Source organism: Streptomyces sp. NPDC017676 (assembly GCF_044329325.1).
Taxonomy (GTDB): Bacteria; Actinomycetota; Actinomycetes; order Streptomycetales; family Streptomycetaceae; genus Streptomyces.
In genome coordinates, this window is the sequence record NZ_JBIRJA010000006.1 from 52,856 (window position 1) to 67,466 (window position 14,611).

Annotated in this window: 13 protein-coding genes; 5 read left to right on the forward strand and 8 right to left on the reverse strand. The window is 72.3% G+C overall.

Going from position 1 to position 14,611, the window contains the following annotated elements; translation table 11 throughout:
* Nucleotides 1–7: 7 nt before the first annotated feature.
* The 6 genes from fabG to ACH4LD_RS14740 all read right to left on the reverse strand — a co-directional run bounded on the left by fabG (nucleotide 8) and on the right by ACH4LD_RS14740 (nucleotide 5,736).
* Nucleotides 8–850, reverse strand: a complete 843-nt coding sequence (gene fabG, locus ACH4LD_RS14715; RefSeq protein ID WP_398055083.1) for a 3-oxoacyl-ACP reductase FabG — start codon at nucleotides 848–850, stop codon at nucleotides 8–10.
* Between the two features lie 12 nt (nucleotides 851–862).
* The gene (locus tag ACH4LD_RS14720; protein WP_103815545.1) at nucleotides 863–1,132 is read right to left on the reverse strand and encodes an acyl carrier protein; all 270 of its coding nucleotides are present in this window, start codon (nucleotides 1,130–1,132) and stop codon (nucleotides 863–865) included.
* A 129-nt stretch (nucleotides 1,133–1,261) separates the two neighbouring features.
* On the reverse strand, nucleotides 1,262–2,479 hold the full coding sequence (locus ACH4LD_RS14725) for a ketosynthase chain-length factor (RefSeq protein ID WP_398055084.1): 1,218 nt from the start codon (nucleotides 2,477–2,479) through the stop codon (nucleotides 1,262–1,264).
* Nucleotides 2,476–3,747: a beta-ketoacyl-[acyl-carrier-protein] synthase family protein gene (locus ACH4LD_RS14730; RefSeq protein ID WP_398055085.1), complete on the reverse strand. Its 1,272-nt coding sequence runs from the start codon at nucleotides 3,745–3,747 to the stop codon at nucleotides 2,476–2,478. Before ACH4LD_RS14730 ends, ACH4LD_RS14725 begins: the two co-directional genes overlap by 4 nt.
* Nucleotides 3,744–4,073, reverse strand: a complete 330-nt coding sequence (locus tag ACH4LD_RS14735; RefSeq protein WP_398055086.1) for a TcmI family type II polyketide cyclase — start codon at nucleotides 4,071–4,073, stop codon at nucleotides 3,744–3,746. The genes ACH4LD_RS14730 and ACH4LD_RS14735 overlap by 4 nt, the downstream gene beginning before the upstream one ends.
* A gap of 814 nt (nucleotides 4,074–4,887) precedes the next feature.
* On the reverse strand, nucleotides 4,888–5,736 hold the full coding sequence (locus ACH4LD_RS14740) for a helix-turn-helix domain-containing protein (RefSeq protein WP_132784324.1): 849 nt from the start codon (nucleotides 5,734–5,736) through the stop codon (nucleotides 4,888–4,890).
* 148 nt (nucleotides 5,737–5,884) lie between these two features.
* Here ACH4LD_RS14740 and ACH4LD_RS14745 point away from each other — a divergent pair, with 148 nt between their 5' ends.
* Nucleotides 5,885–6,490, forward strand: coding sequence for an NADPH-dependent FMN reductase (locus ACH4LD_RS14745; protein ID WP_398055087.1), 606 nt, complete (start codon nucleotides 5,885–5,887; stop codon nucleotides 6,488–6,490).
* A gap of 277 nt (nucleotides 6,491–6,767) precedes the next feature.
* Here ACH4LD_RS14745 and ACH4LD_RS14750 read toward each other — a convergent pair whose 3' ends face one another.
* On the reverse strand, nucleotides 6,768–7,703 hold the full coding sequence (locus tag ACH4LD_RS14750; RefSeq protein ID WP_398055088.1) for a zinc-binding dehydrogenase: 936 nt from the start codon (nucleotides 7,701–7,703) through the stop codon (nucleotides 6,768–6,770).
* Nucleotides 7,704–7,770: 67 nt separating this feature from the next.
* On the opposite strand from ACH4LD_RS14750, the gene ACH4LD_RS14755 reads away from it, so the two are divergent.
* The gene (locus ACH4LD_RS14755) at nucleotides 7,771–8,409 is read left to right on the forward strand and encodes a TetR/AcrR family transcriptional regulator (protein WP_398055089.1); all 639 of its coding nucleotides are present in this window, start codon (nucleotides 7,771–7,773) and stop codon (nucleotides 8,407–8,409) included.
* 98 nt (nucleotides 8,410–8,507) lie between these two features.
* Entirely contained in the window at nucleotides 8,508–9,311 is an 804-nt protein-coding gene (locus ACH4LD_RS14760; protein WP_398055090.1) for a hypothetical protein, read from the forward strand.
* Between the two features lie 28 nt (nucleotides 9,312–9,339).
* On the opposite strand, the gene ACH4LD_RS14765 is transcribed toward ACH4LD_RS14760, so the two are convergent.
* Entirely contained in the window at nucleotides 9,340–10,791 is a 1,452-nt protein-coding gene (locus ACH4LD_RS14765) for a protein kinase (protein ID WP_398055091.1), read from the reverse strand.
* 781 nt (nucleotides 10,792–11,572) lie between these two features.
* Between ACH4LD_RS14765 and ACH4LD_RS14770 the strand changes: the two genes are divergently transcribed.
* Together ACH4LD_RS14770 and ACH4LD_RS14775 are read left to right on the forward strand one after the other, a co-directional pair.
* Nucleotides 11,573–13,885 carry a beta-L-arabinofuranosidase domain-containing protein gene (locus ACH4LD_RS14770; RefSeq protein ID WP_398055092.1) on the forward strand — a complete coding sequence of 771 codons (2,313 nt, stop codon included), beginning with the start codon at nucleotides 11,573–11,575 and terminating at the stop codon, nucleotides 13,883–13,885.
* Between the two features lie 91 nt (nucleotides 13,886–13,976).
* Nucleotides 13,977–14,549, forward strand: a complete 573-nt coding sequence (locus tag ACH4LD_RS14775) for a MarR family winged helix-turn-helix transcriptional regulator (RefSeq protein ID WP_398055093.1) — start codon at nucleotides 13,977–13,979, stop codon at nucleotides 14,547–14,549.
* The last annotated feature ends 62 nt before the right edge of the window (nucleotides 14,550–14,611 follow it).

The following is a 14,611-nucleotide window of genomic DNA, read 5'->3' on the forward strand; positions in this document are numbered from 1 at the left end:
GAGGGGGTCAGAAGTTGCCGAGTCCGCCGCAGACGTTGAGCGCCTGCGCGGTGATGGAGGCGGCGGTGTCGGAGACCAGGTAGCCCACCAGTCCCGCGACCTCCTCGGGGGTGGAGTACCGGCCGAGCGGGATCTTCGCCCGGAACTTCTCCAGGATCTGCTCCTCGGTGGTCTCGTAGGCGGCGGCGTACCCCTGGCGGACCCGCTGGGCCATCGGCGTCTCGACGTATCCGGGGCACACCGCGTTCACGGTGATGCCGGTGGGCGCCAGTTCGTTGCCCAGTGCCTTGGTGAAGCCGACCACGCCGTGCTTGGAGGCGGAGTAGGGGGCGCCCAGGACCACGCCCTGCTTCCCGGCGGTGGAGGCGATGTTGACGATCCGGCCGCGGGACTTGTGCCGCAGGCCGCCGGCGTTGAGCACCTCCCTGGTCACCCGGAAGACACTGGTGAGGTTGGTGTCGAGGACGTCCTCCCACAGCGCGTCCTCGATGTCGGCGGTGACACCGCCGCCGGACCGGCCCGCGTTGTTGACGAGGACGTCGATGGTGCCGAAGCGGTCCACGGCGGCCCGGACCAGGTGCTCCACGGCGGCCCGGTCCCGGACGTCACAGGCGGTGCCGTCCACCTCCAGTCCCTCGGCGGTCAGTTCCTTCACGGTCGCGGCGACCCGGTCCGCGTCGCGGGCCGCGAGGAACACGCGGTGTCCGCCGGCGGCGAGCAGCCGCACCACCGCCAGCCCGATGCCGCTGGTACCGCCGGTCACGAGCGCGACCGGTGCGCTCGGCCCGGGTGTGCGGGGTTCCTCGGGCGTTCCGGTCGTCTCGGTGGTCTCGGTGGTCTCGCTCGTCATGGTGATCCCCTCTCAGGCGGCCCGAGCGGCCGAGAGCCGCTCGTTGACGAGGTCGACGAGGGTCCGGGGGGTGGGGGCTTCGGAGAGCACGTCGTCGTCGAGCGAGACGCCGTACTCCCGCTCGATCCGGCCGACCGTCTCCAGCAGTGCCAGGGACTCGTAGCCCAGGGCCGTGAAGTCGGTGTCGAGGATGTCACCGTCCAGGTCGACGGTCTCGTCGGCGCCGGCGGCCTCCAGCAGGATGCGCCGGAGCGCGTCGGGGGTGAAAACGTCGGTGGCCACGGAGGGTCCTTTCGCGGGGTGGGAAGCGGAACTCGGGGTGGTGAGCGGAGTTCGGGGAGGGAATCGGAGTTCAGGGAGGGAAGCGGCACGCAGGATGAGGCGCGGGAAGGGGACGGTGGACCGGCGCGGCTACCGGGCGGCGCGGCGGACCACCAGGGCGGAGTTGAAGCCTCCGTGGCCGCGGGCCAGCACCAGGGCGGTGCGCACGGGCAGGGTGCGCGGCCGGTCCAGGACGAGGTCGAGGTCGTACTCCGGTGCCGGATCGCTGTGCACGGTGGGCGGCACGACGCCGTCCCGGATGGCGAGCAGGGCGGCGGCGACGTCGAGCGGGGCCCCGCCGGAGTACAGGCGTCCGGTCATGGTCTTCGGAGCGGTCACGGGGACGCCCCGGGGGCCGAAGACGGCGGTGAGGGCTTCCGCCTCGGTCCGGTCGAGGCCGGGATCGCCTGCCGCGTCCGCGAAGACGACGTCCACGTCGGCGGCGTCCGCCCCCGCGTCGGCGAGGGCGATCTCGACGGCCTTGCGCAGTGCGGGAGGACGTCCCGAGCCCGGCTTCGGGTCGAGGGTGGCACCGTACCCGGCGATCTCGCCGTAGACGTGCGCGTCCCGGGCGCGGGCCGCCTCCGCCTCCTCCAGGACGAGAAGGGCACCGCCCTCGCCGGGCACGTGCCCGCGCGCCGCCCGGTCGAAGGGCAGGTAGGCCCGGTCGGGGTCCTCACCGGTGCTCAGTCTGCCGCCCGCCAGCTGGGCGACCCATCCCCACGGGCACAGGGAGGCGTCCACCGCGCCGGAGACGACCAGCCGGGTGCCCCGGCGGATCTGCCGGCGGGCCTGGGCGAGGGCGTCGATGCCCCCGGCCTGGTCGCCGACGACCACGCCGCTGGGCCCCTTCATGCCGTTGCGGATGGAGATCTGGCCGCTGTTGACGGCGTAGAACCAGGCGAAGGACTGGTACGCGGACACGTACTGACTGCCCTGGCTCCACAGTTTGCGCAGTTCGTTCTGGCCGAACTCGAAGCCTCCGGAGGCGCTCGCCGTGACCACGCCCATGTCGAACTCGGGCAGCTCGCCGGGGCGCACGCCCGCGTCCGCGAGGGCCCAGTCGGCGGCGGCGAGGGCGATCCGGGTCATCCGGTCGGTCTGTGGGATCAGCCTGCTCGGCAGATGGTCCTCGGCCACGAAGCCGCTGATCTCCCCGGCCAGCCGGGCCGGATACCGGCCGGGGTCGAAGCGGGTGATCCGGCCGATGCCGCTGCGGCCGGCCAGGGTCGCCGCCCAGTACGCGGGCGTGCCCAGTCCGTTGGGCGAGGCGACGCCCAGCCCCGTGACCACCGCGGTGCCGGTCATGTCCGCCTCCGTCCCGGCTCGGCGAGCACCATCGCGCTCTGGAAGCCGCCGAATCCGCTGCCCACCGTGAGCACCACGTCGGTGAGCTGGTCCCGGGCGTGCAGGGGGACGTAGTCGAGGTCGCACTCCGGGTCGGGGGTGTGCAGGTTGGCGGTGGGCGGCACCACGTCGTACTCCATGGCCAGGACCGAGGCGGCGATCTCCAGGGAGCCGATCGCGCCCAGCGAGTGCCCGATCATGGACTTGATGGAGCTGACCGGGGTCCGACGGGCGTGGTCGCCGAGGCTGCGTTTGAAGGCGGCGGTCTCGTGCCGGTCGTTCTGCCGGGTGCCGGAACCGTGGGCGTTGACGTAGTCGATGTCGTCCGGGTTGAGCCTGGCCTCGTCCAGGGCGACGCGGATCGCCTCGGCCATCTCGGCACCGTCAGGGCGCAGTCCCGTCATGTGGTACGCGTTGCTGCGGGTCGCGTAGCCGGCGATCTCCGCGTAGACGTGGGCGCCACGGCGGCGCGCGCTCTCCAGTTCCTCCAGGACGAAGACGGCGGCGCCCTCCCCCAGCACGAACCCGTTGCGGGTCCTGTCGAAGGGGCGCGAGGCGGTGGCCGGGTCGTCGCAGCGGGGGGTGGTGGCCTTGATGGCGTCGAAGCAGGCCATGGTGATCGGGGAGATCGGCGCCTCCGACGAGCCCGCCACCATCACGTCGGCCGAGCCCTCCCGGATCAGTTCGGCGGCGTGGCCCACGGAGTCGATGCCCGAGGTGCATCCGGTGGACACCACGGTGCCCGGTCCCTCCGCGCCGACGGCCCAGGCCACCTCCGCGGCGAAGGAACTGGGGACGAAGTGGTCGTACAGGTGGGGCACGGCGTAGGTGTGGTCGACCAGGTCGAGCCGGCCGCCGTCACTCACGACCCGGTACTCGGCGTCGAGTCCGGTCGTCGCGCCGACGGCGCTGCCGATCGTGACACCGACCCGGTGCGGGTCCAGCGCCGTCAGGTCGATGCCGCTGTCGTCGACCGCGCCGCGTGCCGCGACGACGGCGAACTGGGCCGCCCGGTCCATCCGCCGGACCTCCTGGGGGGTCAGTCCGTGGGCGTAGGGGTCGAAGTCGATCTCGGCCGCCACTCGGGAGCGGAACGGCGTGGGGTCGAAGAAGGTGATGCCCCGGGTCGCGGTCCGGCCCTCGCTGAGCAGGTTCCAGAAGTCCTTGGTGCCGATCCCGCCGGGCGCGAGGACCTCCACGCCGGTGACGACCACGCGGCGCGCCGTCATATGGAGGCCTCCCAGGAGTAGAAACGGGAGGCCATGGCGTCGGCCGGGGAGCGCCAGGTGGCGGGGTCGTAGGCCTCGATGAAGGGCTTCAGGTCATTGCTGATGCTGATGAACCGGGGATCGTTCCGGGCCTCTTCGATCCGTTCCCCTCCGTCGGCCGCGTCGAAGTCCTGGAGGTGGAAGTACAGTCCCCGGTACGTGAACAGCTGGCGGCGCCGGGTGCCCATCCGGTGCGGCATCTCGGTCGCGTCGAACGCGGTGAACAGTTGCGCCACCTCGGAACTGGCCCCGGGCGACATACGGGCGACGATCAGGGTGCTGTGCATACGTGACACTCCTTCGGTACGGGCATGCCGGGCGGCGGACGTGCGGGGCCGGTCGTGCGGGGGCCGGTCCGGTGTGGAGGGGCCGGCGGCGGGAGAGGAGCGGTGTCCCGTTTCCCGACTTCAAGACTCTTCGGCCGCCAACAGCCGATCAAGGCAAGCCTGTTCAGGACTGCGTCATCTTGTGCACGGGTTGCGCAGGAACGGGCGGCAAGGACAGGGGAACGTCAGACGAGCGTCGCGCGAGTGCCCATTCCGCCGACCGCGGCGGGCGTGACGGTGCCGTGAGGTCCGACGGGGGAAGGGCCGCCGAAGTCCGATGTACCGCGGGGACCCGGCGGTTCGGGTCAGCGGTGTCGGAGAGGTGACCCAGCCGGAAGCCGTCGGCCTGGACCGGCTGCGACGTACGCGCGCCGCCGTACACGCGCCGCCATACGCGCGCCACCGCACCCGCGCGCCACCGCCGCGGTCCCGGGGGCGGTACGTGAGCCGGGGGCATGGCTGTCCGGAGCGTGGTGCGGTGGCCGACGCCACGCCGGGGCGCATGGGCGACCGGGGCGTGGCGCGGCGGCCGACAGCTACGCCGGGGCGCATGGGCGACCGGGGGCGTGATGCAGTGGCCGACGGCCACGCCGGGGGCCTTTCGGCGACGGGCGGGCGGGCCCGGGCTCGCGACGCGCCCGCTCGCCCACAGGAACCCGCCGCCCTCCTGTTCCTGGACCGGCCGCCGAGCGGCGGACGGCAGGCGGCAGGCGGCAGGCGGCAGGCGGCAGGCGGCAGGAAACGGCTCGTCGACTCTTCTGTCCGGCGCTACCGCTCAGACCGCCCGCAGGGCTCCGGGGCGGCGGCCGGTGAGGCGGTCGAGCGCGGCGGCGCTCGCGTCGTCGGCCGGCAGGTGGACGACGATGTGCTGGTCGTCGTCGGCGGGCAGACCGAGCGTTTCGTACGCCAGCCGCACTTCCCCCGCCTGCGGGTGGACCATGCGCACCACCCCGTTCGCCCGCGGCAGCCCGGGCAGTGTCCGCAGCCGGCCGGCGAACGGCTCTCCGGAGGACACCGTCAACTCGTCCATCAGCGCGCCGACATGGACGTCGGTCTGCCCCGGCCCCTGTTTCAGCGCCGCGACCTGCTGGTCGGCGACCGTGTCCCAGTCCGGGTAGACCGAGCGTGCCCGCGGGTCGGTGAAGACGAAGCGGGCGAGGCTGGGCCGGACGCCGTCCAGCAGGCCGAGCGGTTCGGCCAGCCGCCGGTACCCGTCCGTGCAGGCCAGGATCTCGCTCAGCCGGTTCACCAGCACGGCGGGCGCCGGTTCGAGCCGTTCCAGCAGCGCCCGCACCGTGGGCCTGACCGCCCTGTTCGGTCCCGCGTCGCCCCGGCAGCTGAAGCCAGGGTCGGCACCCTTGGCGAGCCGGTGCAGATGGACCCGTTCACCGGGGGTGAGCAGCAGCGCGTCCGCCAGGGCCGCCAGCACCTGCACCGAGGGCCTGCGGTCCCGCCCCTGCTCCAGCCTGGTGACGTACTCGACACTCACCCCGGCAAGCGTCGCCAGTTCCGCTCGGCGCAGTCCCGGCGTACGGCGGCGCGGCCCGGCGGGCAGTCCCACCTCGGCCGGTGTCACGGCTTCCCGGCGCAGCCGCAGGAAGAGGCCGAGCTCGTTGTCGCTCATCCCGCGAACGTAACACCGGTCGCCCCGGCGGATCGTGGCCCTGCCACTACCACCCTCCGCCCGGCCTCCCTCGTCCGCCGACCGTCCGCCACCGTGGAGCGCAGGCCCCGGCTGGGGCGGCATCGATCCCCGTAGGAGAAGCACACCCATGTCCAGCGCGCGACTGAATCTCGCAGTGATCGTCGGCAGTGTCCGGGAGGGCCGCTTCGGCCCGGTGGTGGCCGACTGGTTCGTCGAACAGGCCAAGCGCCACGACGAGTTCACGATCGACCTGATCGATCTGGCGGACGTCGAGCTGCCCCTCGCGCTGCCGCCCACCCCGCCGGCCCTGCAGCCCGACCTCCCGCGCCCCGAGGGCATGGCCGAACTGACCCGGCGGCTCGACGCCGCCGACGCGGTCGTCATCGTGACGCCCGACTACAACCGCAGCTTCCCGGCGTCCCTGAAGGCCGCCATCGACTGGCACTACACCCAGTGGAAGGCCAAGCCGATCGGCTTCGTCGGGTACAGCGGCCTCAGCGGCGGTCTCCTGGCGATCGAGCAACTTCGGCAGGTCTTCGGTGAGTTGCACGCCCACACCGTGCGCGACTACGTCGCCTTCCCCAGCTACTACCTCCTCTTCTCCCCCGATGGCACGCTCCGTGACCCGCAGGGCCCCGAGGACGCCGCCAAAGCCATGCTCGATCAGCTCCTCTGGTGGGGCTCGGTCCTCCACGACGCCCGCCGCGACCGCCCGCAGATCGCGAACCGTTAGCCCACTCCGGCCCCGGCCGACGGCCCGCCTCCCCGGCCGGGCCGACCGGTTCCGGTGCGCCGTCAGGGTGGGGTGGGCCAGGCGAGGAGGCCGGAGTCGGCGAGGCGCGTGGCGACCACGTCCTGGCGGGTCTCTCCTCGGAGGTGTCGGCCTGTGTGCCCACGAAGCGACGCCCCCGTGCACCATCGGCGACACGGCGACCCCCATTGCTTCCGGAACGCCGGTGAGCAAGGGGCTCCTCGCCCCGGTCACGCCACCACGGGGGCGTCTTGTCCGTTCAGTGGACGTCGAGGACGGCCTTGCCCGGCACGCGGCGGCCCGCGAGTTCGGCTGCTGCCCGCGCCGCCTGCGCCCAGTCGGCGCGGAGGGCGACTTGCGGGTCCAGTTCGCCGCGGGCGGTGAGTGCGGCGAGCCAGGTGAGGTCGGCGCCCAGTCCTACGGCGTCGTCCAGCAGGTAGTAGGTGGCGATCTGGCGGTTGTGGCGGCGGCCGTTGCCGAAGAGGGCTCCGTAGGGGAACTGCTCGCCGTCACCGGATATGTGGCCTGCGGCCACCAGCACGCCGTTCTCGGCCAGGGCACCGTGAGCGGCGACCATGTGGGCGCCGCCGACCAGTTCGACCACGCCGTGCACCGGTTCCAGGTGCTGGAGGGCGGCCAGGTCGGTGACGACCTCATGTGCGCCGAGTGCGCGCAGTGCGTCCGCCTTCGCCGGATCGCTGGTCACCGCGGTGACGTGGGCGCCGCCCCGGGCCGCGAGTTGCAGGGTGAAGCGGCCCACGCCGCCTCCGGCGCCGGTCACGAGGACGCGCCGTCCCAGGATCGGGCCGATGCGGTGCAGGGCGCGCAGGGCCGTGCCCGCCGCGACCGGCAGTGCGCTGATCGGGCCGAGGTCGGTTCCCTCGGGCACGGTGCCCATCAGGTTGGTGTCCACGGCACGCAGTTCGGCCCAGGCGCCGTCCGCCGCCAGGGTGACGACGGGGGTACCTGCCGCGGGACCGGAGCCGTCGGCGGCTGCGCGGACCACGACGCCCGCGGCGTCCCAGCCGGGCACCGTGCCGGCTTCGCCCTCGGGGACCACGTGGTGGACCTCGCCGGCGTTGAGGGAGAACGAGTGGACCTGGACCAGGGCCTGGTGAGCGGCGGGTTCGGGATCGGCGACCTCTGTGAGCGCGAGGTGTCCCGGGGCTGAGTGATCAATCGTCAGTGCCTTCACGATGCGAGATAGTGCCACTGAGTGGCATAAGCCCACAAGAGGCAAACGCGGCTGCTAGGCTTTGCTCGTGCAGAAGGACATGAGAGAGCTGCCACTGCGTGAGCGCAAGAAGCTGCGGACCCGTCAGGCTCTGGTCGACACCGCCCTGGAGCTGTTCACCGCGCAGGACTTCACCACGGTCACGCTGGACGAGATCGTCGATGCGGTGGAAGTCTCCAAGCGCACCTTCTTCCGCACGTTCAGTTCGAAGGAAGACGTGGCGCTGGCCCCGGAGAAGGAACTGTGGGCCGCCTACCTCACGGACATCGAGAGTCGGCCCCTGACCGGCGAGCACCTGCTCGGCGCCTACAAGGACGCGCTGTTCACGGCACTGGAGCAGATGGCGGACGGATGGGAACGGCGCTTCCTGGCCAGCCGCAGCCTGGCCGACCGCACCCCGGCGCTGACCGCGCACAGCCTGCGCCACTGCTCGGAGGTCTCCGCGGACGTCGTGCGGATCATGGCGGAACGGTTGGCCGGGCAGTCCCCCAACGACATCGAACTGCGCCTCCTGCTCGATCTCATGCTGGCTGCCTGGCACCGCGCACTGGAGACATGGACCTCGTCGGACGCCGTACAGCAGGACCGTACGGCGCTCATCCAGCACACGCGCAAGGCTTTCGCGGCGATCCCCGCGGTCGCGGTGCTGGCGGCACAGGACGGCTGAGCGGACAGAAGGAGCTCTGCCGTCACGGCCATCGCGGTGACCCCCGTGTGCCACCGTGCGCACCTCCGTTGTCAGTGCGGTGCGTTTCACTGTCCGTCATGGAACTCACGCAAGCGGCCGTCGACGACCTGCTGGCCCAGCTCGGCCCGGGGAACGCCTACATGTACCTGCCCAGCGATCTGGTCCCGCAGGTTCTGACCGACCTGCTCGCCGACAGGTACGGCGCCCCGCGCACCCTCGTGCTCGACGGTTTCACCGATCCGACGGTCGACGACTCCAGGGGCGCGGCGCTCCTCGTCCCCTTCGAGAACCGGGCCGTGAAGATGTGGGCATGGGCGTACGGGGACCAGTGGGTCGGCACGGGCACGGCCCGGGACGCCGAAGGGATCGAGCGGCCGGTGCTGGTGGTCGCGCACAGGGAGGTGCCGGAACCTCTGCCGGCCGCCTTCGACGCGGACGAGGACGTCGACTGGTTGGAGCGGCTCATACGGATCACGGGCTGGACGCAGCCCGCCCAGCGGCCGGACGTGGACTGGACGGAGGTGGAGTCGCGTCTGGGCACCGCGCTGCCGAGCGACTACAAGCGCATGGTCGAGACGTTCGGCGAAGGCGCCTTCGACGGATACCTGGACCTGAACCAGGAGCCCTGGACGAATCTCAGGGAGGACGGGCTGCTGGTCTGGGCGGGCACGGAGCATGAAGACCTGTACTGCTGGAGGGCCGACGGCGACGACCCCGACCGTTGGCCCGTCGTGGTCCGGTCCTTCGTCGACGAGGACGTCCCCTTCGACTGCCAGGCCGCGGAGTTCGTCTGCCGCATCCTCGTCGACCCGCACCACCGGTTCACGATGGCCCGCAATTTCGACACCCACTGGTTCATGACCTACCGGGACAGCGACTGACCGAACGCGCGTCGCCGAGGGCGAACTCTCAGTCCGCCTTCTTCTTCCGGTCCTTCTTCTGGCGAACCTCCTCAGCTCGCCGGGACTTGTGGGACCGCTCGCTGGACGGGTCCGCTCCCCTCTTGTCATGCGATGCCGTGTCCGACGGCCGCGCGGCCCCACTGCCTGGAGTTCCCTGTGCGGTGTGGTGTGAGGGTGGGGCCGTGGTGCCGTGGGCATCCGTGCCGGCGGCCGGCTCCCGGCTGGGGACAGCCGGGGCGGAGACGGCGGCCTGACGGGGGGTCGGGTCGTGAAGCTGCCCTGCGGGGACCTCCCGGGCGGAGGGCGTGGCGGGAACGGACCCCGCCTCATGGCCGGGAGCGGACGTGCCCGGTGCGTCGGATTTCGCGGACGGACTGCTCACCGCCCGGGGCGCTGCGTGGTGCGCGGGTCCGTCGGACATGCCGACAGTGGCCGCCACGGCAGCCGCCAGCGCCGCGGCCGTACCGGCGACCAGGCGGCGTCCGCGCGCGGGCACGGCCTTCGGTGCGGCCGTGCCGGCGGTGTGCGACGCATGGGGGTGCGTGGGGTCGGCTTCCCACGCCGGTATCTGCTCGGGAACCAGGCTCGTCACGTCAGCCGGGGGCGGGACGGGCCGGGGACCGTTCGACTCGGCCTGGGCTGCCAGGGCGGCCAGCGTCCGGACGCAGTCGTCGGCTGATGGGCGGGCCTGCGCGTCCAGGGCGGTCATGTCCCCCAGCAGGGCCGCGAACTCCTGCGGGAGGGAGTCGGGCAGTTCGGGCTGCCGGTGGAGTCGCGCGATCGCGGCTTCCAGGGGAGCACCGTCGTATTCGAGTCGGCTCGTGACGCATTCGAGGAGCACCAGTCCGAGGGCGTAGACATCGGCGGACGGGCCGACGGACCGGCCGAGCACCTGCTCGGGGGACAGATAGGCGGCCGTGCCGACGAGTGTGCCGGCGGTGGTACGGGTGGTGGCGTCAAGCAGCCGGGAGATACCGAAGTCGGTCAGGTGGGGGCGGTCGGACGCGTCCAGGATGATGTTCGAGGGTTTCACGTCACGGTGGACGATCCCCGCGCCGTGCGCATGAGCCAGAGCACGCGCGAGGTCGGCTCCGAGGGCGGCGGTCTCCCCCGGCGCCAGGGGCCCCGCCGCGATGCGCGCCTTCAAGGTGGGACCGTCGATCAGCTCCATCACCAGGTAGGCGCGTCCGTCATGCCGGCCGGCATCGTAGACGGTGACCAGACCGGGGTGCCGCAACCGGGCGAGGATCACCGCCTCGTTGTGGAACCCGCCCTCCCTGTCGTCACCGGTGCCGTCGCGGAAGACCTTGACGGCCACGGGTCGTTCGAGACGCAGGTCGAAGCCACGGTGGACGTCGCCGGCGCCTCCGGAGCCGATGACCCCGTCCAGGCGGTAGCGCCCGCCCAGCACTTGTGTGGAACACCGGAACGGCGCCAGAGCCGACTGGCGGAGCCTCATGTCTTCTCCCACTGCTTCTCCAGGTGCTGCCCACAGGTGCGCCTGCGAGGGGGCGCCGCACACGCGTACCCATGGGAGGCCGGAGTAGCCCTGCTCCACGTTCCGTGACGCGATCGGTGGTCCTCCCGGATAGCAGGGAGGCGCACGGGCCCCCGAGAGCGGCACGGTCACCGGAGACGCCGCCCCGGCCGGCCGCCACCCTCACCGTGCGCGTCACCCCACGGCACGACCCCCGTCCCCGGCAGGCCGTCCCACCCCCCGGCCACCTGGGACAGCACCGGCAACGTCATGACCATGCGACCCGATGGCAACGGCAGCCTCGCCGCGGGCGCGTCGACGAGCTTCGGCTTCACGGTGATGAAGAACGGCAACTCGGCCGCACCCGTGATCGGGGCGTGCACGGCGTCCTGACCCGCGGGGCGCCTCGTCCTCTCGGCCGTACGACCCCACGCCGGGTCGTGCGGCCGAGTCATGGGGGCCGAACGCCGTGCTGTCGGACCCGGCGCAGGACGAGGCGTCTCGTGCGCAACGGGCGGCATCGTATGGCTCGTTGATGCTGTCGGCACCGTTGACGGCCCGTCATTCACCCCACTATGGTCTCGACGACCCAGCGAACACCGTTCGAAATCACGAACAGATCTGGCCGCACGCCGTTCATGCGGCTCACGGGCACGACGGCCGCGTCCCCAGCATCCCTCTGACAGCGGCCCGTACGCGACGGGCCTGCCTCGCACCGGCGACCGGTCCTTCCTCCTCGTCCGCCCCCTACGAGAGGCCGAGAATGCCCCAGTTCGTCAGCAGGAGACGGCTCATCCAGCTCGCCGGGACCGCGGTCGCCGGCTCCACCGCCGGCCCCCTGCTCGGCAGCACCGCGGCGAGGGCGGCGGCCCTCCCACCGGTCCGCGCCGACATCGGGACCAAGGCGCTGCCCTTCGACCTCGGCGAGGTCAGGCTGACCGCGAGCCGGTGGCTGGACAACCAGAACCGCACCGCCGCCTATCTCCGGTTCGTCGACGTCGACCGGCTGCTGTACACCTTCCGCGCCAACCACCGCCTGTCCACGGGCGGCGCGGCCGCGACGGGCGGCTGGGACGCTCCCACCTTCCCGTTCCGCAGCCACGTCCAGGGCCACTTCCTCACCGCCTGGGCGCAGTTGTACGCGGTGACGGGTGACACGGCGGCCCGGGACAAGGCCCTGTACATGGTGGCGGAGCTGGCCAAGTGCCAGGCCAACAACGGTGCCGCGGGCTTCGGCGCGGGCTACCTCTCCGGCTACCCCGAGTCCGACTTCACGGCGCTGGAGGCCGGTACCCTGCGGAACGGCAACGTGCCGTACTACACCGTCCACAAGACCATGTCAGGTCTGCTGGACGTGTGGCGGCACCTCGGCAGCGCACAGGCCCGCGACGTGCTGCTGGCCCTCGCCGGCTGGGTCGACGCGCGCACCGGCCGGCTGACCACCGCGCAGATGCAGGCGGTGCTGGGCACCGAGTTCGGGGGCATGAACGCGGTCCTGGCCGACCTCTGCCGGCAGACCGGTGACGCCCGGTGGCTCACCGTGGCCCAGCGCTTCGACCACGCCGCGGTGTTCGACCCGCTGGCGGCGAACCAGGACGCGCTGGCCGGGCTGCACGCCAACACCCAGGTGCCGAAGTGGATCGGGGCGGTCCGCGAGTACAAGGCGACCGGCGTCACCCGGTACCGCGACATCGCCACCAACGCCTGGAACCACTGCGTCGGCTCCCACACCTACGCCATCGGCGGCAACAGCCAGGCCGAGCACTTCCGCGCCCCGAACGCCATCGCCGGCTACCTGGCCGACGACACCTGCGAGAGCTGCAACACGGTCAACATGCTCACCCTCACCAGGGAACTGTTCACGCTGACGCCGGACCGGGCCGCGCTGTTCGACTACTACGAGCAAGCCTGGCTGAACCACATCATCGGCAACCAGAACCCGGCCGACCCCCACGGGCACATCACCTACTTCACCCCGCTGAGGCCCGGAGGCCGGCGCGGTGTCGGCCCGGCGTGGGGCGGTGGCACCTGGAGCACCGACTACACCACCTTCTGGTGCTGCCAGGGCACGGGCGTGGAGATCCACACCCGGCTCATGGACTCCGTCTACTTCCGCTCCGGCACCACGCTCACCGTCAACCTGTTCGTGCCGTCGGTGCTCACGTGGACCGAGCGTGGCATCACCGTCACACAGACCACCTCGTACCCGGCGAGCGACACCACGACGCTGCGCGTCACCGGTGAGGTGGGCGGCACCTGGGCGATGCGCATCCGCATCCCCGGCTGGACGACCGGGGCCGGCGTCAGCGTCAACGGCGTCGCGCAGAACATCACGGCGGCCGCCGGGAGTTACGCGACCCTCAACCGGACCTGGGCCTCCGGCGACACCGTCACCGTGCGGCTGCCCATGCGCACCGCGCTGCGGCCGGCCAACGACGACCCGAACGTCTCCGCGGTCACCTACGGCCCGGTCGTCCTGGCCGGCGACTACGGCGACACGGCCCTCGGTTCCCTGCCCGCCCTCGACACCTCATCGATCAGGCGGACCAGCTCCACCGCGCTCGCCTTCACCGCCACGGCGAACGGCGGCACCGTCGGCCTCGGGCCCTTCCACGACGCGCACGGTCACAACTACACCGTCTACTGGAACACCGGCGGCCCGCGCTCCGTCCGCCTCGCCAACGCGGCCGGCGGTCTGGTGCTGGGCATCCAGGACATGTCCACCGCCGACGGCGGTCGCGCCCTGCTCTGGAGCGACAACGGAACGGCCGACCACGACTGGGAGATGGTCCCCGACGGCGACGCCTACCGCTTCCGCAACGTCCACAGCGGCAAGGTGCTCGGCGTGCTGAACATGTCCACGGCCGACGGCGCCACCGTCCTGCAGTGGTCGGACAACGGCACCGCCGACCACCGGTGGACGCTGCTCGACCAGGGTGACGGCACCGTCCTGATCCGCAACGCGCACAGCGGGAAGCTGCTCGCCGTGGAGAACGGGTCGGGTGCTGTCGGCGCCTTCGTGGTCCAGGCGCCCGACGACGGCACGGCCGACAACCGGTGGCGCGTCGTACGGTGACCGCCGGCCCCCGCGTGTGGATCTCTCCCCGTACAATTTGGTACCGAACGATCGCCGGCCCGCGATCCAGGGACGACGTGAGGGAGCCACGGTGCCCAGCCAGCGGTCCATCAGCGAGGCGGAGAAGCTCGCCGCGGAGAAGCTCGGCGACATCCCCCTGCGCCGCGAGCAGATGGCCGCGGTGGCCAACATCTACCGGGCCGCGTCCGCCGTGCGCCAGCACCTGGAGAACTCCGTACTGCGCGGCTCGGACCTGACCTGGACCGCCTTCGTGGTGCTGTGGGTGGTGTGGGTGTGGGGCGAGTCCGAGACCCGGCACGTGGCCGAGGAGGCGGGCATCTCCAAGGGCACGCTGACCGGTGTCTCCCGCACGCTGGAGTCGCGTGGGCTGCTGCGGCGCGCGGGTCACCCCACCGACGGGCGGCTCGTCCTGCTGTCCCTCACCGAGGAGGGCGAGGACTTCATGCGCCGGGTGTTCCCCGCGTTCAACGAGGAGGAGGCCTTCGTCACCGCCCGGCTGACCGACGCGGAGTGCCGCGGCCTCGCCGACGGGCTGCGGCGTGTCGTCCTGCAGATCGAGGAGGAGGGCGAGGACCGCCGCAGGTCGCTGCTGAACGGTGAGTCCCCGACGCCGCGCCGCAGCGGACGACGCGCCAAGGGCTGACCCGGCGCGGTGGTGTCCCGGCCCGGCGCCGCGCCGGGCGCACGGCCCCGCGCCCCCGCGGC